We start from the raw sequence: 26228 nt of genomic DNA, 5'->3' as shown, positions 1-26228 counted from the left end.
CTCTGACACGACGTGGGTGGCGGTCCAGTTCAAACTAACGCCGAACACCAGGGCGGTGGCCCGCCGTCGGCACTGCTTGACCCTCCCCGTGCGGGAGGCCCGAGGCTCGACGCCACCCGTTCCTCCCCATTCGGGCTGGACGCAAACCACCGATATGCAATATATTGCATTTACCACCGACCCTGGAGACACCCGATGACCATCCGCACCGCTCTGATCACCCTGGCCGCCGCGCTGTCCGCGGCATCGCTGAGCGCCGGTTGCACCGGCGCAGCAGCCGAACCGCCCGACCCGACGAACCGCCCCACCGTGGTGCTCGTGCACGGGGCTTTTGCGGACTCGTCCAGCTGGAACGGCGTCATCGAACGACTTGAGGCCGACGGCTACCCGGTCGTCGCGGCGGCCAATCCGTTGCGCGGCCTGGCCTCCGACGCCGCCTATGTGCGCAGCGTGGTGGACAGTGTGGCCGGGCCGGTGGTCCTCGCCGGACATTCTTACGGCGGATCGGTGATCAGCGAGGCCGCAGACCGCAGCCCCCACGTCAAGGCCCTGGTGTACGTGGCGAGCTTCATCCTCGAGGTGGGCGAGAGCACCGGGCAACTGGCCGCACAGTTCCCCGGCGCCGAACTCGGACCCGCCCTGAACGCCGTGCCCTATCCGCTGCCCGAAGGTGGCACCGCCGACGAGCTCTACATCAAGCAGGACCAGTTCGCCACGGTGTTCGCCGCCGACGTCCCCGCCGATGTCGCCACCCTGATGGCGGCCACCCAGCGGCCCATCGCCGCTGCGGCGCTTGCGGATCCGGCAACCAAGGCGGCATGGAAGACCATCCCGTCCTGGAACATGGTCACCACCAAGGACCTGGCCATCCCCGCCGAATCGATGCGCTTCATGGGTGACCGTGCCAGGTCGCACACCGTCGAGATCGACGCCTCCCATGCCGTCACCGTCTCTCGGCCCGAGGCCGTCGCCGACCTGATCGACCAGGCCGCCGACGCCACCAACAGCTGATGCCCAACATGTCGGGGCCCAGCTCCCATGACCGAGGAGACAGAACCATGCCGGGATCAAAAAAGGACTATGACTACATCGTCGTCGGAGCGGGTTCGGCAGGCTGCGTCGTGGCCGCGCGACTTGCCGAGGACCCCGATATCGACGTGCTGCTGCTGGAGTCGGGGCCGGCCGACTCCCATCCCGCGATTGCCCTGCCTCCGGCGTGGCCGACCCTGTGGGGCAGCGATGTCGACCACCGGTACCGCACGGTCCCGCAGCCGGGCACCGATGGGCTATCCCACAACTGGCCACGCGGGCGCACTCTCGGCGGCAGCAGCAGCATCAATGCCATGGTGCACCTGCGCGGGCACCCGAACGATTTCAACGGATGGGCCGACAATGGTTGTACGGGATGGGATTACGAGTCCGTCCTGCCGTACTTCCGGCGAATGGAGACAACCTCTGGGCGGGACCCGCGCGTGCGTGGCACCGATGGGCCGCTGCTGCCCGCGCCGGCGGCGGCCGATGCGGCCAATGTCCTGTCGCAGGTCTTCCTCGACGGCGCATCGGAGGCCGGCTTCCCGCTGACCGACGATCTGAACGGCGCCCACCCCGAAGGCGCCGGCTGGCACGATCTGTCGATCTCCGGTGGCATCCGGCAGAGCACCGCGGCCGCCTACCTGCACCCGGCACGCGAGCGCGCCAACCTCGACGTCGCCACCGAATCCCGCGCACACCGGCTGATCTTTGACGGAAAGCACTGCATCGGTGTGGAATTCGAGCGAGCGGGCCGGTTGCTGACCGCCCGTGCCCGCGCCGAGGTGGTGCTCAGTGCGGGCACGGTGGACACCCCTCGCCTGCTGCTGCTCTCCGGTGTGGGCCCAGCCGGAGAACTCGAGGCCGCCGGGGTTCCGGTGCGCCACGACCTGCCCGGTGTGGGCCGCAACCTGCACGACCATCCCCTGTGCGGTGTCGTCTACGAAGCGCTGCAGCCGATTCCTGCCGGGCGCACCAACCTGGCTGAGACATCGATGCAGTGGCGCAGCAGCGACGCACTCTCCGGGCCCGATATGCAGTTGATGTTCATCCACGTGCCCTTTCACCCGCCGCATCTCGTGGCGCCGGCCAACAGCTTCACGATCGCGTTCGCGACGGTCCCCGACGCCCGCGGCTCCATCCGGCTGACGGGACCGGATCCGGCCGCGGCGCCGTTGATCGATCCGAACTATCTCGGTGCGGAGTCCGACATGAGGCGGATGATCCACGGGTTGACGGTGGCGCGCGAGGTCGCGGCGACCCGGGCATTCGCACCGTGGCGCGGCCGCGAAGTGCTCCCCGGCCCCGACGCCACCGGCGAACCGGCACTGCGCGCGTTCATCGCCCACGCGACCAGTACCTACTACCACCCGGTCGGCAGCTGCGCGATGGGCATTGGACCGGGCGCAGTCGTCGACCCGAAGCTGCGCGTGCACGGCCTGACCGGGCTGCGGGTGGCCGATGCCTCGATCATGCCCAGGATCGTGTCGGTCAACACCAACGTGGCCACCATCATGATCGGCGAGAAGGCCGCCGACCTGATCCGGCCACGCCGGGATCCCAAAGACCCTGCAGAAGTCGGTGTCCATCAGCACGCAAACTAAGATCCTCTCCATGCCGGTACCGGGTGAACAGGGCAAACACAAGAGGTCGCTGCTCCGCGAGCAGGCCTACCTGTCACTGCGGGATGCCATCGTCAACGGCACGTTGGCTCCCGGGGAGAAACTGCGCGACCCGGAGCTGGAGAAGTGGCTCGGGATCAGTCGCACACCGATCCGGGAGGCGATGGCCCGTCTGGAGACGGCCGGGCTGGTGCACACACTGCCCGGACGGTCGACGGTGGTGTCGACCATCGAACGCAAGTCCGTCCTCGACGCGCAGGCCGTCGCCGCCGCCATGCATGCTCTTGCCGTCCGGATCGCGGTTCCGCTGATGCACGAGGGTGAGTTCGCCGCCATGGTGGACGCCAACAAGGAGTTCGCGGAGGCGCTCACCGCGGGGGACCCCGCGGCGGCCATGCGGGCCGACGATCGCTTCCATCAGGTCGCCGTCGAGGCGAGTCAGAACCAGGTGATTCCGGTGGCTCTGGAATCGGTGACCCCGGTGCTCAGACGCCTCGAATTCCAGCGCTTCTCATCGCTGTCCGGGCGTCAGTCGATCGCTCAACACGACCGCATCATCGAACTGTGCCGCCGGGGAGACGCCGACGCGGCGGCAGCGGCCACGCAACAGAACTGGGAGACGCTCACGCTACTGGCCAGTGACCAGGACGTGCACTGAGCCTGCCGCGCTACAGCGTCAGGATGCGCGGGCCGTCCGCGGTGACAGCCACCGTGTGCTCCCAATGCGCGGCGCGTGAACCGTCGGTGGTGACGACGGTCCAATCGTCGTCGAGCACCTTGGTGTTCGCGGTGCCCAGCGTCAGCATGGGCTCGATCGCCAGCACCGAGCCGACCTCCAGGTAAGGGCCCTTTCCGGGCGCTCCCTCGTTGGGCAGGAACGGGTCCATGTGCATCTCGCGGCCGATGCCGTGACCGCCGTAGCCGGCGACGATGCCGTACTTCCGGTCATCGCGGGCCTCGGCGGCATGGGTGCCGACCTCGATCGCGTGGGACACGTCGGTCAGCCGGTTACCGGGCACCATCGCGGCGATACCCGCCTCCATGGACGCCCGGGTGGCCTCGGACAGCAGTTCGTCGGCCGCGATGAGCGTGCCGACGCCGAAGGTGACCGCGGAATCGCCGTGCCAGTCGTCGAGGATCGCCCCGCAGTCGATGGACACCAGGTCGCCGGCGACGAGCATCTCGGAGTCCGACGGGATGCCGTGCACGACGCGGTCGTTGACCGACGCGCAGACGGTCGCCGGGAACCCGTGGTAACCGAGGAAGGACGGGACGCCACCGCCGTCGCGGATCACCGATTCGGCGATCCGGTCGAGTTCACCGGTGGAGATGCCGGGCGCGGCGGCCTGCCGGACGGCCTTGAGTGCCGCGGCCACCAGCGCACCCGCCGCGGCCATCGCGTCGAGTTCACCGGGGCTGCGCTGAGGAACCACCTTGCGCCGCAGGCCGGGCACGTTGATCATGATTGGCCGATCAAGGGATGCTCCTGGCTACTGGCCGAGTGCCTGCAACGCCCGGGCGAACACCTCGTCCAGGGTGCCGACGGCTTCGACGGTCTTGAGTTCGTCCGCGTAGTAGTCCAGCAGCGGCGCGGTCTCGGCGTTGTAGACCGCCATCCGGTTGCGGATGACCTCTTCGGTGTCGTCGGCGCGGCCGCGACCCTTGAGACGCTCGAGCAACTCGTCCTCGGACACCCGGAACTCCAGCACTGCGTCCAGCTTCAGGCCGCGCTTGGCCAGCATGTCCTTGAGCGCCTCGGCCTGCTCGACCGAGCGCGGGTACCCGTCAAGGATGAACCCGGCGGCGGCGTCGTCGTGGTCGATGCGGTCATCGACGAGTGCGTTGGTGAGTGTGGCGGGCACCAGGTCACCGGCGTCCAGGTACTTCTTGGCTTCCACACCGAGCGGGGTGCCCGCGCCGATGTTGTGCCGGAACAAGTCACCCGTGGAGATCTGCGGGATGCCGAGCTGGGCGGCGAGCTTCTCCGCCTGGGTTCCTTTTCCGGCACCGGGAGGTCCGAGCAAAACAATTCTCAACTTGGGAACCTCTCTCACTTCAAGAAACCTTCGTAGTTGCGCTGCATGAGCTGGCTCTCGATCTGCTTCACGGTATCCAACCCCACGCCGATCATGATCAGCACCGCAACACCGCCGAACGGCAGGTTCTGCAGGGTGGCGCCGCCGCTGCCGGCCTGCAGCACGACGTTCGGGAGCACCGCGATCACGCCGAGGTAGATCGAGCCCGGCAGGGTGATACGGCTCAGCACGAAGCGCAGATAGTCAGCGGTGGGCTTGCCCGGGCGGATGCCCGGGATGAACCCGCCGAACTTCTTCATCTCGTCGGCCCGTTCCTCCGGGTTGAACGTGATGGACACGTAGAAGTACGTGAAGAAGATGATCAGGCCGAAGTAGAAGGCGATATGGACCGGGTCCGTCGGGTTCGACAAGTGGTTGGCGACGAACGAACTCCACCACCCGGTGCCCGGATTGTCGCGACCGCTGTCGATGAGCTGGGTGACCAGCTGCGGGATGTAGATCAGCGAGGACGCGAAGATCACCGGGATGACGCCGGCCTGGTTGACCTTGAGCGGCAGGTAGGTGGAGGTGCCGCCGTACATACGGCGCCCGACCATGCGCTTGGCGTACTGCACCGGGATGCGACGCTGCCCCTGCTCGACGAACACCACGCCGACCAGGACGGCGAGAGCGCCGATGCAGACGAAGGTGAACACCATGCCGCCGCGGGCATCCAGGATGGCCTTGCCCTCGGACGGGATGCGGGCCGCGATACCGGCGAAGATCAGCAGCGACATGCCGTTGCCGACACCGCGCTCGGTTACCAGCTCGCCCATCCACATCACCAGGGCTGCGCCCGCGGTCATGACCAACACGATGACGATCAGACCGAAGATCGACGAGTCGTCGATGATGTCCAGGCTGCAACCCTGCATCAGGCCACCGTTGGCGGCCAGCGCCACGATGCTGGTGGCCTGCAGGATCGCCAGTGCGATCGACAGATACCGGGTGTACTGGGTCATCTTGGCCTGACCGGCCTGACCCTCCTTCTTCAGCTGCTCGAACCGCGGGATGACCACGGTGAGCAGCTGCACGATGATGCTGGCGGTGATGTAGGGCATGACGCCGACCGCGAACACCGACAGCTGCAGCAGCGCGCCACCCGAGAACAGGTTGATCAGCGAGTAGATCTGCGCCGAGTCACCGCCGCTGACCTGCTCGATGCACTGCTGCACGTTCGGGTAGTTGACGCCCGGCGACGGGATGGTCGCGCCGACGCGGTACAGAATGACCAACCCGAGGGTGAACAGGATCTTGCGCCTGAGGTCGGCAGTCCGCAGCGACGAGATGAAAGCCGAAAGCACTCTTCCTCCTGCGCAGCCGACTTCAATCGCGCGGCGTGCAATGGGGCTGGACAGTCCAGCGTCTGGTTAAAGTCTCGCGCGATCTACCTGCAGGTTTGCAGCCTGCAAAGTCACGCGTCAAACAGTCTACGAGAGTAACAGCCCGACACCGATTGCCCGGCACTGGCTGGAATGCCGGCACCGCCCCACGAAGGGGCCGGTTGCGCCCGGCATCCGGTCATCTGGGCAGCTTCGCCTCGATGCTCTCCACTATGTCTACCGCAGCCGTGATCGGTTGTTGCTGCGGTGGCCGACAGGCCTGGATGTCGAGGATGACGTTCGCGGCGACCGCGAGGGCGCGCTGACACGACTTGGCCTCGGCGCCGACCCCCCGGGTATACGGCATGGCCAACAGGGTGTCGGACCGGTCGAGGTCACCGCTCACCCACTTCGGCATCACCTGGTCATTGATGCGGATGTTCACGGTGTGATCCGTGCATTTCGACCATCGCTGCGCCGACTCGGCGAAGAAGCCTTGCGCCGCGTCGGCCGTGCGGTAGGACACCACCGACTGCACGGCGAGGCTGTCCCACTGATCACTGTCGGGCGACCGGAGCAACTGCTGACGCACCGTCTTGTAGTGGCTGGGGTCGTAGATGGGAGCTTCGTCGACCTGCCACACCCCCAGACAGTTCAGATTCGAGAGCAGGTTGCGGTGATCGCCCATGGTGTCGGTCTGCGGATGGGCGACGACGCCGGTGGTGCCGAGCACGGCGTCCATCTCCTGAGCGCTGAGCAGCAACCCGGGCAGCGCCGAGTCGGGGACCGGCTTCGGCGCTGCCGACGCCGCGGACGCATCACCGTCGGAGCAGCCGGCGAGCCCGACGGCGAGCAGCAGTGCTCCGACCGCGATGGATCGCGCGCGATCAGGCATGCGTCCCGGCCGCGGCGCAGGCCTCCTGCGCGCGGGTCGCCTGACTGTTCATCTCCGCCGCGGTGCTGTTGAGACTCTCGCCGTCGATGCGCAGGCCCATCTTCAACAGCAGCTTCGTCGCGCCGAGCGACCAGGTCCTCATCGGTGCCGCGATATCGGGCGCCAATCCCGGGGTGTTGGCCGCGCCCATCGACAGTCCGGCGGCCTCCCGCAGCGCGGTGCGCCCGGTGACATTGCTGGTCGCGACCGCCGGATCCGCGTAGCCGGACCCCTCGTAGGAATCGGCGAAGTCCCCGTAGTAGGTGGCCGAACCATCCAGTACCTGGGCGAACTGCGCGCAGGCCTGCACCGCTACCGGATCTGCGTTGTCCGCTGTCGGCGCGCCCGCCACCTGCACGACGGAATCGGGCGATGCCGGGTCGGGGATGACGTCGTCGGCGACCGCTGTCGCGGCACTCGACAATCCGATGCCGAGGGCGATCAGTAAGGCGGTGGTCGCCTTCGGACACAACATTGATGACTTCACGGCGTTTCCTCCAAATACGAGCTGTGTTTCGACCCGACGCGCCGGCTGGGCGGGCGAATCGAGCTCACGGTCCATCGACCAGGAGTCCAGATCGTGAACAGTCGGCAGACTGGCGGCTTCCAGTTGCCGTCCACTTGCGTTCTTTTCCAAGTGAAATACGTTGAATTACAAGGTTATTCACAGCAACTTGCCAGATCAGGCCGGGCATATACACCTCCTGTTTTTGGAATGTATTGCTACACAGCGTGTCCCACAGTGCGTCGTCGGCGTGTCGCCCACAGGAAGCTCCCAGGGTCACCGGCCCGCCCCCTTCGCTGAACCGGTCCATGTCAGGACATGGAATCGGTTGGCGCCCAAGGTCATCGACAGCGAACTCACAGCTCCGAGACGTCCACCCGACGCAAATCAGGCGGGGACCGTTGTCCGGCAGTTTGCCGTTCGGAAACCCGGTCCGTAGAAGCTCCGACTCGACATATCCGTTGGATCTCATTCCGACCACGAGAGGGCGAACTCACCTCATGCTCAAACACTTTGCCGCTCTGGCTGCCTGTGTACTGGTGCCGGTAGCGTCCGCACCTCTCGCAGCGGCAGAGCCAGCGCCACCGCCGCCGGCGCCCGACGTGGCGGCTCCGGTGAACCTGAGCAATCCGCTCCCGCCCGAAGGCGCGGTCCCCTCCGGGCCGCCCGGAATCCTGGACACCCCCGATGGCTGGCGCCTCGAGGTATCGGGCAGCAACGAAACCCAGCTGCCGGTCGCACCGCTGACCACCGCCATCTCGTCGCGGGAGTACCTGATCGCCGGCACGTTCACCGGCAAGATCACGGGATCGGGTACCACCGAGCTGGCCGGTGGATCGTTCGAAGCAGGCGAGCAGATCGGCTGCGGCATCATCTCCGACGAGGTCGAGATCAACCCGGGTGCCAGCTTCACCCCGGGTATCGGCATTCCGTTCACGGGCAATGCGACCGGCGCGTTCGGCGTCTCCCTGCAGGGCAAGGTTTATCTCAAGCCCGGCACGGTGACCACCGTGGCGTTGGACAAGAAGAAGTTCAAGGGCACCGAGACCCGCATCACCATCACGGGTGTCCGCGTCAAGACCGACCAGTGCGCCGGCCAGTCGTTCATCCGTTCCTACGCGACGCTGACCAGCTCGACCGAGAACACCGACGACATCATCACCTATCTCGGTGTCACCAAAGCCGTCTGAGACTCGTCTGCCCCTACCCCCACACTTGAACGGAATCAACATGATCATGCGAATTGCCACGCTGACCGCGTGCATGATGCTCCCACTCGCCACCGCACAGATCGCCATGGCGGAGCCGCCGGTCAGCGATGTACCGCCGCCGGACACCGGCGTGGTCGCATCGTCTCCGCCCGGGATCGTGACGACCCCGGACGGCTGGACACTGACCGTTGCGGCCTCGAATGAAACCCAGCTGCCGGTCGCACCGCTGACCACGGCGGTGTCGTCCCGCGAGTACCTGGTGGGCGGCACGTTCGCCGGCGCGGTGTCCGGTGAAGGATCGACAACACTCAAGGGCGGCACCCTGGAGGCGGGCTACCAGGTGGGCTGCGGAATCGAACTCGGCCAGGTGCGCCTCATCGGGTCGGCGGGTATCGGCACCTCCGGTTCGTCATTGACCGGCGGGCTCATCCCGACCGGTGTCACGTTCCCGCTCTCGGGCACCATCGAGATTCACGCCAAGCCCGGCACCGTCTCGACCGTCACCGTCAACAAGAAGGAATTCAAGAAGGCGCCGGTGCGCGTCACCATCAAGGACACGCACATCAAGGTCGATGGCTGTGTCGGTCAGTCGTTCCTGCGGTCCTACGCCACGTTGACGAGTTCGACCGAGGACACCGATGACGTCGTGGCCTACTACGGCGTGACCAAGTCTGTCTGACGCAGACATGGCATCGACACCAGATCACGCGGCTTGCAACATGAATCGCAGTGTCATCTGCTCATCCGCTGCGCTTTTGCCCTCCGTTGCACGAGGAGTCGCTGCTGGTATCGCAATCTTCGCAGCGGCGGTCGCCTGTGCAACGGCCGCCGCTGCGGAGCCGCCACCGGAGCCGTTGCCGGCCCCGGTCGCACCGGCACCACCGCTTCCCGCAGGACCCAATGTGCCCATCGTCGGTGCACCGCTCGGGCCGGAAGGGTTGAACGTTCTGGCGCAGAGCGGAACTCAGCCCGGTGGTCCGCTGGGCGCCCCACCGGTTCTCGGCTTGGACAGAACCACGGTGCTGGGCCAGCTCCCGATCCCCTCGGCGCCGGGAGCCGCGCCGGGGACACCCCCGAACCTCAACGTGTTCAACAACGCCTACGGCCCCCAGCAGTGCTTGGTACCGTCGGCCCCCGGCGAATGCCAGCAGTTCGATGTCGCCCCCGGCCAAGAGAACGCGGATGTCAACCGCCGGGAGTGGATGGGGCGCTACATCGACATGTACCGCGCCGGCATGCTCAGAGGCGGACTGCTCGGGCAGTTGCCGCAACAGCAACTCGGTGAGCCGTTACCGGGCACCGCGCCTCCGCCCGGAACCAACATCCCGCCGGGGCTGGGTCAATTCCTGCCTCCCCCACCGGAGGTCCCGGCGGATCTCCCGCCGGACCTTCCACCACCACCCGCCTGATAACTACCTTCAGGCATGGACCCGAAATAGCTGCATCCCAGTTGAATTGACTGCCCGAAACGCAGTCAATCTGACATTCTCTGCCAAGTGCTGTCCATACTTGGTTGCGGAGCTTCTGATTTCGAATTGATGGACCTGAAATATGTTGTGCTGTACCTAATTACAAGATTTTGCGGTATTTTCTGCCTGTCAAACTCACCCAAAACCCCGGGAGTTTCTGCCGTGAACAAGCCCGCTTCGCTGACGGCCGGTGTGTGCTCGCTGTGCATCACCGCAACCATGGTCGCCGTACCGCCGCACGCTGCGGCCGCCGAACTGCCCGTGGTTCAGCACCGCACTGTGTCGGTGCTGGATCAGCCCTACGAACTGACCGCCGCATCTGTGGCGCTGCAGAATCTTCTTCTGGTGGCCGGCATTCCGTTCAACAACCTGAACACCACCCTCACCACACTCGGCGGCCTGACGAACTTCGTCACCGGGCTCAACCAGGCCCTCGGCAACATCTACAAGGGCAACTGGGACCTCGTCCCGGCCAACCTGCAGAAGGCCTGGACCGATGAGGTGGCCGCCTTCCAGAAGGGGGCAACTGGGACCTCGTCCCGGCCAACCTGCAGAAGGCCTGGACCGATGAGGTGGCCGCCTTCCAGAAGGTTCTCCAGCTGCCCCAGACGCTGATCACCTACAACACCAAGACGATCCAGAACTTCGTCAACAGCCTGGGTGCAGGCGGTTCGACCCTCACCGCCAAGTCCGTCGCGTCGACCGCCGCCGCCCTCCCGACGGCCCAATCGGACGTCACCAACGCACTGCTCGTGGTGCTCGGTATTCCGTTCAACAACCTGAACACCACCCTGACCACACTCGGCGGCCTGACGAACTTCGTCACCGGCCTCAACCAGGCCCTCGGCAACATCTACAAGGGCAACTGGGACCTCGTCCCGGCCAACCTGCAGAAGGCCTGGACCGATGAGGTGGCCGCCTTCCAGAAGNCTCAACCAGGCCCTCGGCAACATCTACAAGGGCAACTGGGACCTCGTCCCGGCCAACCTGCAGAAGGCCTGGACCGATGAGGTGGCCGCCTTCCAGAAGGTTCTCCAGCTGCCCCAGACGCTGATCAATTACAACGTCCAGGCGCTGCAGCACCTGTTCGGCGGCCTGGCACCCGCCTCGGTGACGTCCACGTTCGTGACCAGTGAGCGCGTGCACACGCTGGCCCTGCCGTCGGCCACGGCGATTGAGGGCAGCACGCCGAAGACCGCCGATGAGTCGACCGTCATCGAGGTCAAGGACGCCGCCGACGGCGCAGAAGCCCTCGCCGGCAGCGAGGTCGAGAGCGGCCCCGAGACCCCTGTCGACGCGGACACCGCTGCGTCGGAGGACGACACCGTGACGGACTCCACCGAGACCGTCGACGAGGTGGATCCCACCGTGCCCGCGCAGAACACCGCCGTCGACAGCCCCGCCGAGGCCACCCCGGAGCAGAGCAGCGATCCGGCCGCCGACAAGCCCGCGGCGACGGACACCGAGAAGACCGCTGAAGCGGGCGACACCGATGAGGCGGACACCGCGGATGAGGGCGCCACGCACGGAAGGCACTCCTTGCAGGGCGGCTCTTACGGCAAGCACGCCCGCCAGGACGACGCCGCCGATTCGACGGCCACGTCATCCACCGAGGGGTCATCGACGGCATCAGCACCGGGCCGGCACCGCAAGGCCGAAAACGGTTCGGCGGACTCAGCGACGGGCGGCGCCGGCGCCGCTGCGTAACAGACCACACGGACAGAGGCGGGCCCCGGCAGATGTGTCGGGGCCCGTCGCCGTCCATCTACCAGGGCATTCAGCTTCGAAGCGTACAGTCGGTCGCGTTCATTACATCAGCTAATTAAATTCTGTAGAGGAGACCGTCATGGCACGCACCGACGGAGACAGCTGGGACCTGGCGTCCAGCGTGGGCGCCACCGCGACGATGGTGGCGGCGGCCCGCGCGATGGCCACGGCCGCCCCCGAACCCGTGATCAACGACCAGTTCGCCGCTCCCCTGGTGCGCGCGGTCGGCGTGGACTTCTTCACCAAGCTGGTCGACGGCGACCTCACCGAAGCAGACCTGGGCGACGACCCCCAGATGAACATCTCCCGCTTCGCAAACGGGATGGCCGCCCGCACCCGGTTCTTCGACGACTTCTTCACCGACGCCGGCGCTGCCGGGGTGCGCCAGGCCGTCATCCTGGCCGCCGGCCTGGACTCCCGTGCATACCGGCTGGAGTGGCCGGCCGGCACCGTGGTGTTCGAGATCGACCAGCCCGAGGTGATCGCGTTCAAATCCCAGACGCTCGCCGACCTGGGCGCGCAGCCCACCGCGGATCGCCGCGCCGTCGCGGCGGACCTGCGCGACGACTGGGTGTCGGCGCTGCGGTCGGCAGGCTTCGACCCGGCGGCACCGACCGCCTGGATTGCCGAGGGCCTTTTCGGTTACCTGCCGCCCGAGGCGCAGGACAAGCTGCTCGACCTGATCACCCAGAACAGTGCGCCCGGTAGCCGGGTCGCCGCCGAGGCGGTTCCCGGCACCATGGACATCGACCCGGAGGCCGTCCGGGAACGGATGCAGACGGTGACCGAGAAGTGGTCCTCGCACGGATTCGATCTGGACTTCAGCGAGCTGGTCTATCTCGGTGACCGCAAGGACGCGACGACCCACCTCACCGAACTGGGCTGGCAGACCTCGGCGATCCCGACCAACGGTCTACTGGCGCAGTACGGGCTGCCCCTCATCGAGGAGGATCAGCAGTTCGGGCAGGCGTCCTACCTCACCGCGGTGAAGTGATGGCACGGTCGGAGGGCGACAGCTGGGACCTGGCCTCCAGCGTGGGCGCCACCGCCACATCGGTGGCCGCCTCACGGGCACTGGCCAGCCGCGGACCCGACGCCCTGATCGACGACCCCTACGCCGCCACGCTTGTCGAGGCCGTCGGGCTCCCCCATTTCGTGCGGATGGCCAACGGCGAGTTCGACGACAGCCACGACCCCCTCTTCGGACGGGACCAGATGCGCCAGCACATCGCGGTGCGCACCCGGTTCTTCGACGATTTCTTCGCGACGTCGTCGGCGACCGGTATCCGTCAGGCCGTCATCCTCGCCTCGGGGCTGGACACCCGCGCCTACCGCCTGGATTGGCCGGACGGAACGGTCGTGTTCGAGATCGACCAGCCGGCCGTCATCGAGTTCAAGACCCGGGTGCTGGCCGACGCGGGTGCCGCGCCCGGCGCGGACCGCCGCACCGTGGGCATCGACCTGCGCGAGGACTGGCCGGCCGCGCTGAGGGACGCCGGTTTCGATCCGTCGGCGCCGACCGCCTGGATCGCCGAGGGGCTGCTGATCTACCTGCCCCCGGATGCCCAGGACCGGCTGTTGGACGACATCACCGCGCTCAGCGCTGCAGGCAGCGCGCTGGCCACCGAGCACATGGACGCGAAGGCGCTCACCGGGGACTGGGCCAAGGAGCTCAGCGCGCGCGGTCGGCGGTACGGCAGCGACATCGACCTCAACGAGCTGTTCTACAGCGGTCCACGCACCTCGGCGGGCGATCATCTGAGCGCAGCGGGCTGGCAGGTCACCGTGCTGCCGAATTCGAAGGCATACGCCGCCAACGGTTTCGAGCGTCCCAATGACGAACTGTCGGCGATGGTGGGAGACTCCGGCTATCTGATCGCGAGCAAGTGAGGTATGGCGATGGCACGCTCTGAAGGGGACAGCTGGGACCTGGCTTCCAGCGTCGGTGCGACGGCGACGATGGTCGCGGTGGGGCGCGCCATCGCCAGCACCGAGGAGCACGCCCTGATCGATGATCCGTGGGCCGCTCCCCTGGTGCGCGCGGTGGGCATCGAGGCCTTCACCATGATGGTCGACGGCACGCTGAACATCGCCGACGTCGCCCCCGACGCTGCGGCGCAGGTCAAATCCAATATCGACGAGATGGCGGTCCGGACCAAGTTCTTCGACGATTACTTCGTCAGCGCCGGCGAGTCCGGTGTCCGGCAGGCAGTCATCCTGGCCGCCGGCCTGGATTCGCGCGCATACCGGCTGCCATGGGCGGACGGCACCGTGGTCTACGAGGTCGACCAGCCCGAGGTAATCGAGTTCAAGACCCGCACGCTGGCTGATCTGGGCGCCTCCCCCACCGCGCAACGGCGCACCGTGCCGATCGACCTGCGCGAGGACTGGCCGACCGCGATGCGCGCGGCGGGCCTGGACCCCGATCGACCGACGGCGTGGTGCGCGGAAGGGCTGCTGATCTATCTGCCGCCCGACGCGCAGGACCGGCTGTTCGACAACATCCACGAACTCAGCGCGCCCGGCAGCACAGTGGCCACCGAATTCGTGCCCGGTATGCGGGATTTCAACCCGGAGCAGGCACGGACTTCCACCGATGCCTTCACCAAGCTGGGGCTCGACATGGACATGCCCTCACTGATCTACCATGGCGAACGACGTTCCGCGGCAGACTATCTGGCCGGCAAAGGCTGGCAGATGACCGGCGTCCCCCGCACCGAACTGTTCGCCCGATACGGTCTACCCGCACCGGAATTCGGTGAACGCGACGTGCTCGGTGAGATCGTCTACCTCAGCGGCACATTGCCGTAATCAGCTGTTGCGGTCCGCGTAGTCCAGCTGTGGTGGGGCCGCGGCAGTCCCAGGCGTCTCGGTGCCGTCGATCGGGCACCGGGCGGTCTCCGGAATCCCGGCGAGCGCGATCGCGCCGATCACACACGCCGCCATCATGTAATACGCAGGCACCAGGTTACTTCCGGTCAGATTGACCAGCCAGTCGTTCACCGCCGGAGCCGTGCCGCCGAAGATCGACGTCGAGACGTTGTAGGCGATGGCGAACCCGGCAAAACGCACCTGGGTCGGGAACATGGCGGGGAAGGTCGCCGAGATCGTGGCCAGCTGGGGCACATAGAGCAGACCGAGCACCGCGAACCCGAGTATGGCGCCGCCGACGCCGGTGCCCATCAGCAGGAACATCGGCACGCCCGCAACGAAAAGACCGATCAGCGAGAACCACCACATCGGCTTGCGGCCCAGGCGGTCCGAGAGCATCCCGGCGAACGGAACGAAGATCATCATCGCGAGCATTCCGATGATCGGCACCACCAGCGACAGGTTCGGCGACAGACCGATGGACTGCTCCAGATATGTCGGCATATAGGTCAGCAGCGTGTAGTTGACCACGTTGAGCGCCACCACCAGCCCGCCGAGTCGCAGGATCGGACGCCAGTAGCCGATCAGCAGTTGGGTGAACTGTGTCGAGGTGTCATCCGCAGTGCCGTGGGACTCGGCCAGCTCCCGGAACACCGGCGTTTCCTCCAACCGGGAACGCAGGTACACGCCGATCAGCCCGAGCGGTGCGGCAACCAAAAACGGTAGCCGCCAGCCCCATTCACCCATCTGCTCCTCGGTGAGCACCAGCGAGCAGCCGAGCATCAGGCAGGCTCCCAGCGAGAATCCGGCCAGCGTACCGAATTCCAGGTAGCTACCCAGGAACCCGCGCCTGCGCGATGGCGCATACTCCGCCATGAACGTTGCCGCACCACCGTATTCACCCCCGGTGGAGAATCCCTGGACCATGCGCAACGCCACCATCAGAATGGGTGCCCAGATGCCGATCGCGGCGTAGGACGGGATCAGGCCGACGCACAGTGTGGCACCCGCCATCAGCAGGATCGTCAGGGCCAGCACCTGTTTGCGCCCGATCCGGTCGCCGAGCGGCCCCCATACCAGGCCGCCGAGCGGGCGCACCAGGAAGGACACCGCAAAGGTCATGAGTGCGAGCAGAGTCGCGCGCTGCGTGTCGCCAGGGAAGATCGCCGCGGAGATGTAGGTGACGCCGTAGGCATAGATGCCGTAGTCGAACCATTCGGTGGCATTGCCGATAGCCGATGCCGCCACGGCCCGTTTGACCACTTCCGGCGAGGGTGCCTCACCGGCCTCAGATGCGGTGCCCACCGGTGCCCACCCCTCCCTGGGTGAGCGCCACATGCGCGGATGCGCGCACCGACACAGCGCACACCGCGTCCGCCAATACGTGCCCGGCGCCGCGGCGGGCTAAACATCCGCGCCGAGTGGAATGCCGCCGTCAGTCGCTGACTGCCAACAACGCCTCATCGAGTTCGGCGAATACTCCCATGATATCGGCGATGCCGATCAGCTTGAGCGGTCGACTGGTCGCCGGCCCGTCGGCGACGACCACGAGGCGCACCTCAGCGGGGAGGTCGGCGTGCGCGGCCACCAGCACGCCCATTCCCGACGATGCCAGGAAGTCCACCGCAGCCAGGTCCACCACGATGGCGGTGGGCGCGGCGGCCGCGGCAGCGGCAATGGCCGCATCCATTTGTGGTGCGGTGATGGCGTCGACGGTTCCGCTGACCGCCACCACGATGACACCGCCGATGCGGCGTTCTTCGATGGTGCAGCCCGACGGCTGGCTAGTCATGAGCACCTGCTCCTTCGTGTCCTTCTCGATCACTCATCGCGAAACCTCCAGTCCGTTCGTGCGTCTGGCCAGCGTCAGCAGCTGCTCGTAGCCGTCCACCGTGCGGTCGCTGCTCAGCCGCACCCGCGCCGAGATGCCGATGCGATCGCGGTCTGTCCGCAGCACCGAGTCCAGGGCTGCGGCCAGGCGGTCCGATTCGCCGTCACCGGCTGCCACCAGCACACCGCCGGGCAACATCACCACCTCGGCCAGCCCGCCTCGGCGCAGGCCCACCACGGGCGTCCCGCACATCTGGGATTCCGCAGCCACCAGACAGAACGGCTCCTCCCAGCGCGGTGTCACCAACGTTGCCGCGCTGTGCCCGTAGAACTCGGCGAGTTCGTCATCACCCAGCGCGCCGACGTATTCGACCCGAGATCCGAGCATCGGCCGGATGACGCCGTCGAACCATCCGATGTCGCTCACGGGTCCGGCCAGACGCAGTCGCCGCCCGGAGCGGGCGGCCGCCGCAATGGCGATATCTGCGCCCTTCTCCGGGGTGAGACGCCCGGCCCAGGCCAGGTCTTCGCCACCCGGCCCCACCGGGAACCGCGCGGGGTCGACCCCGTTGTGGATCACCCGGACGCCGCGCAGCGTTTCCCACTGATCACGAAGCGCCGCGCTCACCGCGACCAGGTGTGAGGCCGGACCCGCCAACCACGCACCGATCTCCATCCACGGGAACGGCGGCGTGTGCAGGGTGGTGATCATCGGTACCCGCAGAGCCGAGCTCAGCGCCAGCGGCAGCTGATGCAGGCTCTGGTTCAGCACCGCATCGATATCATTGCGGTTCAACAGATCCCGTATCGCCGCCAGGTAGGCGACCTGGTCGTCGAGGAAGTCCGGTTCGGGCATGTTCGGGTCGTCCGAGGCAATGGTGGACAGGTCCGGGGTATCCGGCATGACGTGCAGGTCGTCGGCGAGCGCCGGAGTGGTGCCGGCACGGGCCCACAACTCGATGTCGTGCCCACGGTCGCGCAGTCCGCGAATCAGGATGGCGGTGAAGCGTTCCTGTCCCCCCGCGTACGGCTCGGCCACCGGGTGACGTGCCGGCCCGATCACGGCGATGCGCATCAGGTCGCCTCGGATTCCAGTGCGGCGATATACGTACCGAATCCGCCTTCGACCCGGGACTCGGTGCGCCCGGAGGTGAGCACGCTGGTCTGGTGGGTGGCGACCCACCGTGGTGTGAGGGCGCGGATGCGCTCGACGAGGCCGACATCCTCCCGGCTCTCGGCGTCCAGGAAGCCACCGGCGCGCAGATAGATATCGGCGCGGAAACCGAGATTGGCGCCGTGCACATGGTCGTGTCCCTCGGTGAGATCGTGGTGCTGTAGCCAGCTTTCGTAGATCTCCTGGCTGACATCGGCCGGCGTCACGGTCCCGATCACCGCATCGAGGTCCGAATCCGCGAACGCGATCTGCCTGGACAGCCAGTCGCCCGGCACCACGGTGTCGGCGTCCGTGCACGCTATCCACAGTTCGGCCGGCTCGACGCCGGCCTGCTGGGCCCGGTTGATCGCATCCGCGGTGCCGAGCTGGCGCACGGCGCCGACGCTGTCGGCGTCGCTGGTGAGTACCCGGACCCCGAACTCCCGCACGATGTCGAGGGTGTCATCGGTGCAATTGTTCAGCACGACCGTGATTCCTCCTGACACACCGACCTTTTCGGCGTTCAGGATGTCGATGCTGTCCCTTATGCTGCGCAGACAGGCCTCGATGTGCGCCTGCTCATTGCGGGCCGGCACCACTACTTCGACGTGACGGATACCGGTCATGATGCACCGCGGTATTCACGGTAGACCGAGACGGGCTCGCCCCAAACCTCGACGATCAGGTCGACGTCCTCGTACCGGGCGCGGAGCGGAAGATCCAGCAGCGCCGCGGCCTGCGCATGCACGGCGGCACCATCGAGCGGAATGCCGGTGGTGGATCCGCGCCAGTGCGCCAATACGATCTCTCCACGGGTGGTGAGATGCCTTCGCACGGCGCGCAGGGTCGCGATCAGGTCGGGGCCGTCCAGGAAGTAGCCGATCTCGGAAAGAATGATGGCATCGAAGGTTTCGTCAGGAAGATCAGCCGGAGCGGCCCCGCAGATCCACCGGACCTCGTCGGTTCTGTTCCTGGCGACCGCCAGGGCGCGTTCGCTCGCATCGATGGCGACCACGGTGTCGGCCCGGCCCGTCAGCTGCTCGGCGAGCTGGCCGGTGGCGCAGCCGACTTCCAGGATCCGCTGGTAGCGCTCGCGTCCCAGGCAGGCCAGTACCAGCTCGAGACGGCGGCGCTCATAGGCGAAGTCATCGAGATGCCAGGGATCCTCCTCACCCGACGCCATCATCGCGTCGAACGGTTCGGCGATGGCATCCCGCGGCCGCCCCAGGTCGACGGCTGCGCAGACCCGCTCGGCGAGGTCGGCTGCGGCGGGCATCAAGACGGTTTCGAAAACCCGGCGGGCCCGGCTCAGCACGGAGGATCCGACGATCGGCTGGCCGTCATCGGAGTGCAGTTGGCTGGTGTAGCAGTCGATCGCCGACGTCTTCGCGCCCAGGCCGTGCAGCGAGGGCGCCAGCGTCCGGACTCGCGACCAGTCCATGTCACCCGGAGTCGCCCAGTGCCACAACCAGATCGGGTAGTTGATCAGCACCGCTGATCGTCGCCGGACCGCCACCTCGGCGGCCCGAGCGACGGCGTCGTGATCGGAATGGCCGTCGCATTCCACCGGAGCGAACACCACGGTGCGCTCGTCGACCAGTTCTGCCAGTCGCCGGGTCACTTCGCCGTGTTCGGAATCGAGGCCGCCGTCGGGTAGATCCCACCAGAGCGCCGAGATCCGGGTGCCCAGTGCCGCGATCGCGCGGTCCCCTTCGATGCGACGCGGCGTCGATCCGGGACCGTCGCCGCCGTGCGTGGCGAAGACGATGGTGACGTCCGCGTCTTGGGCAGCCAGGTCTGCCAGTGTCGCCCCGAGCGAGAGCGTTTCGTCGTCGGGGTGCGGCGCCACGAGCACCACGCGCGGGCACCGCGCGATGATCGCGGACAGATCGAGCCTGGGCACGCCGTCCCATCCGGAGTCGAGCAACCAGGTCGCTTCGTCGGTGCCGCTGTCCCGGTGGGTGAAAGGGCGGGCTTCATCCATGACGGCGCTCCTGCGCTGCCACCGCGAGCTCGCCGAGGTAGGCCAGATCGCGTTGTCCGTGATGCTGGCGTAGGTACACGCCCAGATCGGCCACCCGACGCGCGTACTCCTCCTCGCCGACCAACGGTGCCGGGCCGAGCACGTACCCCGCTGTGTGCAAGGCCATTTCGCTCACCCGGGCCACTGCGGCCCGTACCCGTTGTGCGAGCAGCTCGGTGTCCTCGGTGCCGGCGTCGATCGCGACTGCCGCGTACTCCAGACAGGTTGCGGCGGTGAACAGTCCCTCGTCGACGCTGCCGAACTGGGCGAGCGCTATCGGATCCGGAGCGCGGTCGGCCAGATGACGCAGCATCCGTTCCCGGAAGGCCAGGGCGATGCCGTACCAGACGGCGGCCACACCAACCCCGCCCCAACCGAAACCCGGCCGGCGTACGTACCAGCCCGGATCTCCCAGCGGCACGGCGGGCAGCGCCTGAACCTCGATGGGGCCGCTGGGGATGGCGGCCAGCCCGCGCGATACCCAGTGCGCCGGTGCGACGCGGACGTGCCGCGGGTCCAGTCGGACCGCGAACGCCTGCTGTCCCCGCCCGGCGACCTCGGCGGTGATCACCGCGTGGGACAGCTGACCGGCCAGCGAACACCAGGGCTTGGTGCCGGACAAAGTCCAGCCGTCAGGCCCCTCGATGGCCTCCAATCTCAGTCCCGACGCGTGCGCCGCGTATACGCCCCAGGTGGAACCCGAGTCGGCGCCGAGCGCCGGGATGTCCGGGCCCACGCCGGCCTGCTGCAGGATCGCGTGCGCATCGAGATGCGGTTCGACGACGCGGGCCAGCGACGCGTCGACCACGCCGAGCGTGGCCAGCGTGGCCAGGTAGTCATGGGTGCGCCCGCCACCGGGGCGGCACTGCCGATCGGACAACTGCTTGGCGACACCGAGTGCCGCGCAGACATCGACGCGCCTGTCGTCCGACAGCCGCGACCGCAGTTCCTGATCGATCAATGTCCGCATCATGACCAGTCAATGCCCATCTTGCCCGCTGGACTACACCCCTAAGGGTGAGATTGCTGTTTCAGGGATGCAATCGGGCCACATCGGGCCGAAAGTCGTGATCCATCCCCCAGGCCACCGCCTGGGCGCGCCTGGTCACCCCGAGCTTGCGATAGGTGGAACGCACCACCGACTTCACGGTGTTGATGGACAGGTAGCAGCGTTCGGCAATCTCGTTGTTCGTCCGGCCCTGGGTGATCAACGCGAGCACCTCGGCCTCACGGGCCGACAGGCCCGCGTCCTGGCCGGGCCACTGCATCGGCATGGACATGCTGCCATCGCCGCGTTCGATCACGGTCTCACCGGCATGAATCCGCTCAATGCAGTCCACCAGTGTGTCGACCGGCAGCGACTTCGCCAGATACCCGCTGACTCCACCGGCCAGTGAGCGGTCGATCAGCAGCTGGTCAATATTCCACGAATACACCGCAACTCGGCCGATGTGCGGCTGGCCGACCAGGTCACTGACGTCGGTGCGGTCCCCCTGGGCGGCCGCGAAGGTGTCCCAGATGGCGATATCGACCGGGCTCTGCACCTCGGTCCTGGCATCGAGTTCGACGATGCGCAACCGGTCCCGGTAGGGCTGCAACAGAGCGGCCAGTCCCGCGACGATGAGCTCGTAGTCGTTCACGATGGCCAGGCGTACGGGCGAACCGCTCATCGCGCCTGCCCTCCGTTCGACTCACCTGCACCGACCCGACAACGATAGACGTAACCGTCACCGGCGGTGGCGACCCGATGACGTCAGAACCTGAAGTCTCCCAGCCATAGTGCGTGAGCACCGCTGATCGAGCGCTCCACCTGGTCGAACACGCCCGCGACCGAGCTGCTCAGCAGCGCACCGACGGCCTGCGGCAGGGATGCCGCCGCCGGCTGGGAGGAGGCCTTCGGCCGCAACACGTCCAGCATCGACGAACCGGGGTAGTTGACGATCCGCACTTCGGTGTCCGGCTCGAACCCGGCCCGCACCTTCGCCCGGCCGATCGCGGTGCGCAACCCACCGAGTTGGTCGACCAGGCCGCGGTCCTTGGCATCCGCACCCGTCCACACCCGCCCTCGCGCGACCTCTTCGACCGCGGCCACCGTGAGGTTGCGCCCCTGGGCGACCCGTTCGACGAAATCGGCGTAGAACAGGTCGGCCTCGGCCTCCACGTGCGCCTGTTGTTCCTCGGTGAAGCGCTCGTTGCTCGACCAGGCGTCGGCATTCGCGTTGGTGCGCACCGAATCCGAACCGACACCGAGCTTGTCCTTGAGCTGGCGGGAGACCAGCTTGCCGGTGACCACGCCGATCGATCCGGTGATGGTGCCCGCGTTGGCGATGATCTCGTCGGCGGCCATCGATACGTAGTAGCCGCCGGACGCAGCCACCGCGCCCATCGAGGCGACGACGGGTTTACCGGCCTCGGTGGCCCGAACCACCTCGCGCCAAATGGTTTCCGATGCGGTGACCGACCCGCCCGGGCTGTTGACCCGCACGACGATGGCCGACACGTCGTCGTCGGCGACGGCTTCCCGCAGGGCGGCCGCGATGGTGTCACCGCCGGCATTCGAATTCCCGAACGGCAGCATCTGCGGGCCGCCACGGCCGCTGACGATCGGCCCGTCCAGGGTGACCACCGCGATCCGGGGCTTGGTCTTGCGCCCCGGGATGGGCGGGGCCGGTGTGAACGGGTTCGCCTTCGCGTAGCGCGACAGGAACAGCCGCGGCGGGGCGTCCTCGCCGTCGGCAACCGCTGCGGCGCCGGTGAGTTCGGCGATCCGGGCGTAGGCCTCATCGCGGAAGCCGATGCGGTCGATGAGCTTCCCGGACACCGCGGCATCACGCAGCAACGGCGCCTTGTCGGCCAGCACATCCACCTCGGCGGCATCGAGGCCGCGGGATTCGGCCACCGCAGCCAGCACCTGTGCGTGCAGGCTGCCGATCAGCGCGGTGTCCGCTTCGCGGTGCGCATCGGTGTATCTGTCCTGGGTGAAAAGGTTTGCCGCCGACTTGTATTCACCACGCGCCACGAACTGCGCCTCGATGCCGGCCTTGTCCAGGGCGCCGCGCAGGAACAGTGCGCTGGTGGCGAATCCGATCAACCCGACCGTGCCCGACGGCTGCATCCAGACCTCACGGAAAGCCGAGGCCAGATAGTACGACAGGGTGCCGGGATAGGTTTCCGCCCAGGCCAGGGTGGGCTTGGAGGTGCCGAAGGCCGCGATCGCGTCCCGCAGTTCCTGCACCGGACCCGGGGCTGCCGCCGACAGCTGGATCCGGGCGATCAACCCGGCGACCCGGTCGTCCTCGGCCGCACGGTGCAGGGCATCGACAGCCTGCCGCAGCGTCAGCGGCTTGCCGCCGAGGGAGATGAGGGTGAACGGATCGAACCCGAGCGATTCCGGTGGCGCGGACTGCAGGTCGAGTTCGAGCACGCAGCCGTCGGGCACACCGTTGTGGCGGGCGGTGTCGACCTTGCGCACCAGGGACTTCAGGTCGTCGGGACCGGGCAGGCTGGGGAAGAATCCGAACATCTTCCGAGCCTACCGGCGCCACAGCGCCCGGCCTTTTCGCCGATCGTGAAACCTGTGCGCTCGATCTCGCGATGTTCCGACGAGGATTCACGCTCGTCGGCAACGCAAAAGGCCCCTGCCGGAGCAGGGGCCTTCGCGTGTACGAGCTTTACAGTTCGGTGGCCGAACCGCCGGCGGCCGTGATGGCCTCCCGCGCGCTGCCGCTGAACTTGTTGGCGGTGACGTCGACCTTGACGGACAGCTTGCCGTCGCCGAGGACCTTCACCAGGGTGTTCTTGCGAACCAGACCCTTGCCCACCAGTTCGTCGACACCGATGGTGCCACCCTCCGGGAACGCCTTGGCGATATCGCCGACGTTGACGACCTCGTAGGCCACCCGGAAGCGGTTCTTGAAGCCCTTGAGCTTCGGGAGCCGCATGTGGATCGGCATCTGGCCACCCTCGAACGTCGAGGGGACGTTCTTGCGGGCCTTGGTGCCCTTGGTGCCGCGACCCGCGGTCTTACCCTTGGAGCCCTCGCCGCGACCGACGCGGGTCTTCTTGGTCTTCGACCCGGGGGCCGGCTTCAGGTCGTGAAGCTTGATGACACTCATGATTCCTAGACCTCCTCGACCGTGATGAGGTGATGCACGGTCTTGATCAGACCACGGGTCTGAGCGTTGTCCTCACGGACGACGGACTGGCGGATCTTCCGCAGCCCCAGCGTGCGCAGGCTTTCGCGCTGCTTCCAGCGTGCGCCGATCGTGCCGCGCACCTGGGTGATCTTGAGCTCTGCCATGACTATGCCGACCCCTCACGCGCGGCACTGGCGGCCAGCGCCTCGCTTTCGCGCCGGGCCCTGAGCATGCCGGCCGGCGCCACATCCTCGATGGACAGCCCACGACGGGCCGCCACCTCTTCGGGCCGCTGGATCATCTTGAGTGCGGCGACGGTGGCGTGCACCACGTTGATCGCGTTATCGCTACCCAGCGACTTGGCCAGGACGTCGTGCACCCCAGCGCATTCGAGCACGGCGCGGCAAGCACCGCCGGCGATGACACCGGTACCGGGGCTGGCCGGACGCAGCATCACGACACCGGCCGCGGCCTCACCCTGCACCGGGTGCACGATGGTGCTGCCGATCAGCGGCACGCGGAAGAAGTTCTTGCGAGCTTCCTCGACGCCCTTGGCGATGGCGGCCGGAACTTCCTTGGCCTTGCCGTAGCCGACGCCGACCATGCCGTTGCCGTCACCGACGATGACCAGAGCGGTGAAGCTGAAGCGCCGACCACCCTTGACCACCTTGGAGACGCGGTTGATGGTGACGACGCGCTCGATGTAGTTGCTCTTCTCACCGCGGTCGTCGCCACGGCCACGGCCGCCACGATCGTCACGGCCTCGGCCGCCGCGATCTCCGCGGCCGCCGCGATTGTCCTGCGCCGAACCGGCGCCAGCCTGGTCGGCCATCATGCAGTCCTCTCGTTGTCAGTCATCAGAATTTCAGCCCGCCTTCGCGCGCGGCATCGGCCAGCGCGGCGATCCGGCCGCCGTAGGTGTAGCCGCCACGGTCGAACACGACCGTCTCGACACCGGCTGCCTTGGCGCGCTCGGCGATCAGCTGACCGACCCGCACGCTTTGTGCCTTCTTGTCGCCGTCGACGGCACGCACATCGGGCTCGATGGACGAGGCCGCGGCGACGGTGACGCCGGCGAGATCGTCGATGAGCTGGACGTGGATGTGCCGGGACGACCGGTTGACCATCAGACGCGGGGCGTCGGCCGTTCCGGCGACCTTCTTGCGCAACCGGGCGTGACGACGGATCCGCGCGACCCGACGGGTCTCGGAGATGTTCTGCCCCACCGGCTTGTGCTTGGTGCCGGTGGCTGCATCAGTTTTCGTGGAAGCCATGGTTACTTACCTGTCTTTCCGACCTTGCGGCGGATCTGCTCACCCTCGTACCGCACGCCCTTGCCCTTGTACGGGTCGGGGCGGCGCAGGCGGCGGATGACCGCGGCGATTTGGCCGACCTTCTGCTTGTCGATGCCCGTGATCGAGAACTTCGTGGGTGTCTCGACCGCGAAAGTGATGCCCTCGGGCGCTTCGATGAGGACCGGGTGGCTGTAACCGAGCGCGAACTCCAGGTTTGCACCCTTGAGCACCACGCGGTAACCGACGCCGAAGATCTCCATCTTCCTGGTGTAGCCCTCGGTGACACCGGTGACCAGGTTGGCGACCAAGGTGCGTGACAGCCCGTGCAACGAACGGCTACGCCGCTCGTCGTCCGGACGGGTCACCACGATGGCGCCGTCGTCGTTGCGCGAGACCACGATCGGCTCGGCGACATCCAGGGTCAAGGTGCCCTTGGGGCCCTTCACCGACACGTTCTGACCATCAATGGCCACATCGACCCCGGTGGGAACCAGGACCGGCTGCTTTCCAATACGCGACATGTTTTTCGTTCCCCTACCAGACGTAGGCGAGGACTTCGCCGCCCACGCCTTGTCGAGTTGCCTGGCGATCGGTGAGCAGACCGGAGGACGTGGAAATGATCGCCACGCCCAGGCCGCCGAGCACCCGAGGCAGATTGGTGGACTTTGCGTAGACCCGCAGACCGGGCTTGCTCACCCGGCGCAGGCCGGCGATGCTGCGCTCACGGCTGGGACCGTACTTCAGCTGCACCACAAGGGCTTTGCCCACGCGGGCGTCCTCGGTGCGGTAATCGGAGATGTAGCCCTCTTTCTTGAGGATCTCGGCGATGTTCGCCTTGATCTTCGAGTGGGGCAGAGACACCTCGTCGTGATACGCCGAATTGGCGTTACGCAGACGCGTCAAGAAGTCTGCGATGGGATCGGTCATCGTCATGACAGCCGGTTCACCTTCCTTGCGGCGGTTCCCCCGAGGTCGATTGCCTTCCG

The 26228-nt window shown here is 67.1% G+C and carries 29 protein-coding genes and 1 pseudogene; 11 read left to right on the top strand and 19 right to left on the bottom strand.

The window, feature by feature from the left end; genetic code table 11:
• Positions 1 to 195: 195 nt before the first annotated feature.
• Genes ASE48_RS10785 through ASE48_RS10775 form a run of 3 tightly spaced genes read left to right on the top strand, consistent with a single transcriptional unit; the run spans position 196 to position 3309 of the window.
• A complete protein-coding gene (locus tag ASE48_RS10785; RefSeq protein WP_057167068.1) occupies positions 196 to 1011 on the top strand; it encodes an alpha/beta fold hydrolase in 816 nt (271 codons plus the stop codon).
• 47 nt (positions 1012 to 1058) lie between these two features.
• Complete coding sequence (locus ASE48_RS10780; protein WP_057167067.1) at positions 1059 to 2633, top strand: GMC family oxidoreductase; 1575 nt, start codon at positions 1059 to 1061, stop codon at positions 2631 to 2633.
• A gap of 10 nt (positions 2634 to 2643) precedes the next feature.
• Complete coding sequence (locus ASE48_RS10775) at positions 2644 to 3309, top strand: GntR family transcriptional regulator (RefSeq protein WP_057167066.1); 666 nt, start codon at positions 2644 to 2646, stop codon at positions 3307 to 3309.
• A 10-nt stretch (positions 3310 to 3319) separates the two neighbouring features.
• Here ASE48_RS10775 and map read toward each other — a convergent pair whose 3' ends face one another.
• From map to ASE48_RS10750, 5 genes are all read right to left on the bottom strand, one after another.
• Positions 3320 to 4114: a type I methionyl aminopeptidase gene (gene map / locus ASE48_RS10770; protein WP_057167065.1), complete on the bottom strand. Its 795-nt coding sequence runs from the start codon at positions 4112 to 4114 to the stop codon at positions 3320 to 3322.
• 27 nt (positions 4115 to 4141) lie between these two features.
• The gene (locus ASE48_RS10765; RefSeq protein WP_057167149.1) at positions 4142 to 4687 is read right to left on the bottom strand and encodes an adenylate kinase; all 546 of its coding nucleotides are present in this window, start codon (positions 4685 to 4687) and stop codon (positions 4142 to 4144) included.
• Positions 4688 to 4701: 14 nt separating this feature from the next.
• Positions 4702 to 6030 carry a preprotein translocase subunit SecY gene (gene secY / locus ASE48_RS10760; RefSeq protein ID WP_057167064.1) on the bottom strand — a complete coding sequence of 443 codons (1329 nt, stop codon included), beginning with the start codon at positions 6028 to 6030 and terminating at the stop codon, positions 4702 to 4704.
• A 217-nt stretch (positions 6031 to 6247) separates the two neighbouring features.
• Complete coding sequence (locus ASE48_RS10755) at positions 6248 to 6943, bottom strand: sensor domain-containing protein (protein WP_057167063.1); 696 nt, start codon at positions 6941 to 6943, stop codon at positions 6248 to 6250.
• Positions 6936 to 7469, bottom strand: coding sequence for a hypothetical protein (locus ASE48_RS10750; protein ID WP_235571017.1), 534 nt, complete (start codon positions 7467 to 7469; stop codon positions 6936 to 6938). The genes ASE48_RS10755 and ASE48_RS10750 overlap by 8 nt, the downstream gene beginning before the upstream one ends.
• Positions 7470 to 7987: 518 nt before the next feature.
• Here ASE48_RS10750 and ASE48_RS10745 point away from each other — a divergent pair.
• The 8 genes and pseudogenes from ASE48_RS10745 (at position 7988) to ASE48_RS10705 (ending at position 14745) form a co-directional block, all read left to right on the top strand.
• Positions 7988 to 8677: an MspA family porin gene (locus tag ASE48_RS10745; protein WP_057167061.1), complete on the top strand. Its 690-nt coding sequence runs from the start codon at positions 7988 to 7990 to the stop codon at positions 8675 to 8677.
• Between the two features lie 40 nt (positions 8678 to 8717).
• A complete protein-coding gene (locus ASE48_RS10740) occupies positions 8718 to 9377 on the top strand; it encodes an MspA family porin (protein ID WP_057167060.1) in 660 nt (219 codons plus the stop codon).
• A 223-nt stretch (positions 9378 to 9600) separates the two neighbouring features.
• Positions 9601 to 10107: a hypothetical protein gene (locus tag ASE48_RS10735; protein ID WP_235571007.1), complete on the top strand. Its 507-nt coding sequence runs from the start codon at positions 9601 to 9603 to the stop codon at positions 10105 to 10107.
• Between the two features lie 222 nt (positions 10108 to 10329).
• A complete protein-coding gene (locus ASE48_RS10730; protein WP_057167059.1) occupies positions 10330 to 10782 on the top strand; it encodes a hypothetical protein in 453 nt (150 codons plus the stop codon).
• A 315-nt stretch (positions 10783 to 11097) separates the two neighbouring features.
• Positions 11098 to 11874 (top strand): annotated as a pseudogene (locus tag ASE48_RS10720) (hypothetical protein); the annotation flags it as partial.
• A gap of 139 nt (positions 11875 to 12013) precedes the next feature.
• A complete protein-coding gene (locus tag ASE48_RS10715) occupies positions 12014 to 12928 on the top strand; it encodes a class I SAM-dependent methyltransferase (protein ID WP_057167056.1) in 915 nt (304 codons plus the stop codon).
• Positions 12928 to 13824, top strand: a complete 897-nt coding sequence (locus tag ASE48_RS10710) for an SAM-dependent methyltransferase (protein ID WP_057167055.1) — start codon at positions 12928 to 12930, stop codon at positions 13822 to 13824. The genes ASE48_RS10715 and ASE48_RS10710 overlap by 1 nt, the downstream gene beginning before the upstream one ends.
• A gap of 9 nt (positions 13825 to 13833) precedes the next feature.
• A complete protein-coding gene (locus ASE48_RS10705; RefSeq protein ID WP_057167147.1) occupies positions 13834 to 14745 on the top strand; it encodes a class I SAM-dependent methyltransferase in 912 nt (303 codons plus the stop codon).
• Here ASE48_RS10705 and ASE48_RS10700 read toward each other — a convergent pair whose 3' ends face one another.
• The 14 genes from ASE48_RS10700 to rpsH all read right to left on the bottom strand — a co-directional run bounded on the left by ASE48_RS10700 (position 14746) and on the right by rpsH (position 26175).
• Complete coding sequence (locus ASE48_RS10700) at positions 14746 to 16143, bottom strand: MFS transporter (RefSeq protein ID WP_082614109.1); 1398 nt, start codon at positions 16141 to 16143, stop codon at positions 14746 to 14748.
• A 97-nt stretch (positions 16144 to 16240) separates the two neighbouring features.
• Complete coding sequence (locus ASE48_RS10695) at positions 16241 to 16597, bottom strand: STAS domain-containing protein (RefSeq protein ID WP_057167145.1); 357 nt, start codon at positions 16595 to 16597, stop codon at positions 16241 to 16243.
• A gap of 33 nt (positions 16598 to 16630) precedes the next feature.
• A complete protein-coding gene (locus ASE48_RS10690; protein WP_082614108.1) occupies positions 16631 to 17710 on the bottom strand; it encodes a glycosyltransferase in 1080 nt (359 codons plus the stop codon).
• Positions 17710 to 18414 carry a glycosyltransferase gene (locus tag ASE48_RS10685; RefSeq protein WP_082614107.1) on the bottom strand — a complete coding sequence of 235 codons (705 nt, stop codon included), beginning with the start codon at positions 18412 to 18414 and terminating at the stop codon, positions 17710 to 17712. The genes ASE48_RS10690 and ASE48_RS10685 overlap by 1 nt, the downstream gene beginning before the upstream one ends.
• Positions 18411 to 19772 (bottom strand): PIG-L family deacetylase, encoded by a 1362-nt coding sequence (locus tag ASE48_RS10680; RefSeq protein WP_057167054.1) that lies wholly within the window; start codon positions 19770 to 19772, stop codon positions 18411 to 18413. Before ASE48_RS10680 ends, ASE48_RS10685 begins: the two co-directional genes overlap by 4 nt.
• Entirely contained in the window at positions 19765 to 20781 is a 1017-nt protein-coding gene (locus ASE48_RS10675; RefSeq protein ID WP_156409145.1) for an acyl-CoA dehydrogenase, read from the bottom strand. The genes ASE48_RS10680 and ASE48_RS10675 overlap by 8 nt, the downstream gene beginning before the upstream one ends.
• Before the next feature lie 61 nt (positions 20782 to 20842).
• Complete coding sequence (locus tag ASE48_RS10670; protein WP_057167052.1) at positions 20843 to 21481, bottom strand: helix-turn-helix transcriptional regulator; 639 nt, start codon at positions 21479 to 21481, stop codon at positions 20843 to 20845.
• Between the two features lie 83 nt (positions 21482 to 21564).
• Entirely contained in the window at positions 21565 to 23334 is a 1770-nt protein-coding gene (sppA, locus tag ASE48_RS10665) for a signal peptide peptidase SppA (RefSeq protein ID WP_057167051.1), read from the bottom strand.
• Positions 23335 to 23482: 148 nt separating this feature from the next.
• A complete protein-coding gene (gene rplO / locus ASE48_RS10660) occupies positions 23483 to 23926 on the bottom strand; it encodes a 50S ribosomal protein L15 (protein WP_057167050.1) in 444 nt (147 codons plus the stop codon).
• 5 nt (positions 23927 to 23931) lie between these two features.
• Positions 23932 to 24111, bottom strand: a complete 180-nt coding sequence (gene rpmD / locus ASE48_RS10655) for a 50S ribosomal protein L30 (protein WP_057167049.1) — start codon at positions 24109 to 24111, stop codon at positions 23932 to 23934.
• A 2-nt stretch (positions 24112 to 24113) separates the two neighbouring features.
• Positions 24114 to 24779: a 30S ribosomal protein S5 gene (rpsE, locus tag ASE48_RS10650; RefSeq protein ID WP_082614118.1), complete on the bottom strand. Its 666-nt coding sequence runs from the start codon at positions 24777 to 24779 to the stop codon at positions 24114 to 24116.
• A gap of 25 nt (positions 24780 to 24804) precedes the next feature.
• Positions 24805 to 25221 carry a 50S ribosomal protein L18 gene (gene rplR / locus ASE48_RS10645; protein WP_057167047.1) on the bottom strand — a complete coding sequence of 139 codons (417 nt, stop codon included), beginning with the start codon at positions 25219 to 25221 and terminating at the stop codon, positions 24805 to 24807.
• A gap of 2 nt (positions 25222 to 25223) precedes the next feature.
• Positions 25224 to 25763 (bottom strand): 50S ribosomal protein L6, encoded by a 540-nt coding sequence (gene rplF, locus ASE48_RS10640; protein WP_057167046.1) that lies wholly within the window; start codon positions 25761 to 25763, stop codon positions 25224 to 25226.
• A 13-nt stretch (positions 25764 to 25776) separates the two neighbouring features.
• Entirely contained in the window at positions 25777 to 26175 is a 399-nt protein-coding gene (gene rpsH, locus ASE48_RS10635; protein ID WP_057167045.1) for a 30S ribosomal protein S8, read from the bottom strand.
• Between the last annotated feature and the right edge of the window lie 53 nt (positions 26176 to 26228).

Source organism: Mycobacterium sp. Root265, assembly GCF_001428895.1.
Classification (GTDB): domain Bacteria; phylum Actinomycetota; class Actinomycetes; order Mycobacteriales; family Mycobacteriaceae; genus Mycobacterium.
Note: the sequence above shows the minus strand (reverse complement) of the source record. Positions and strands in the feature narration are given on the sequence as shown.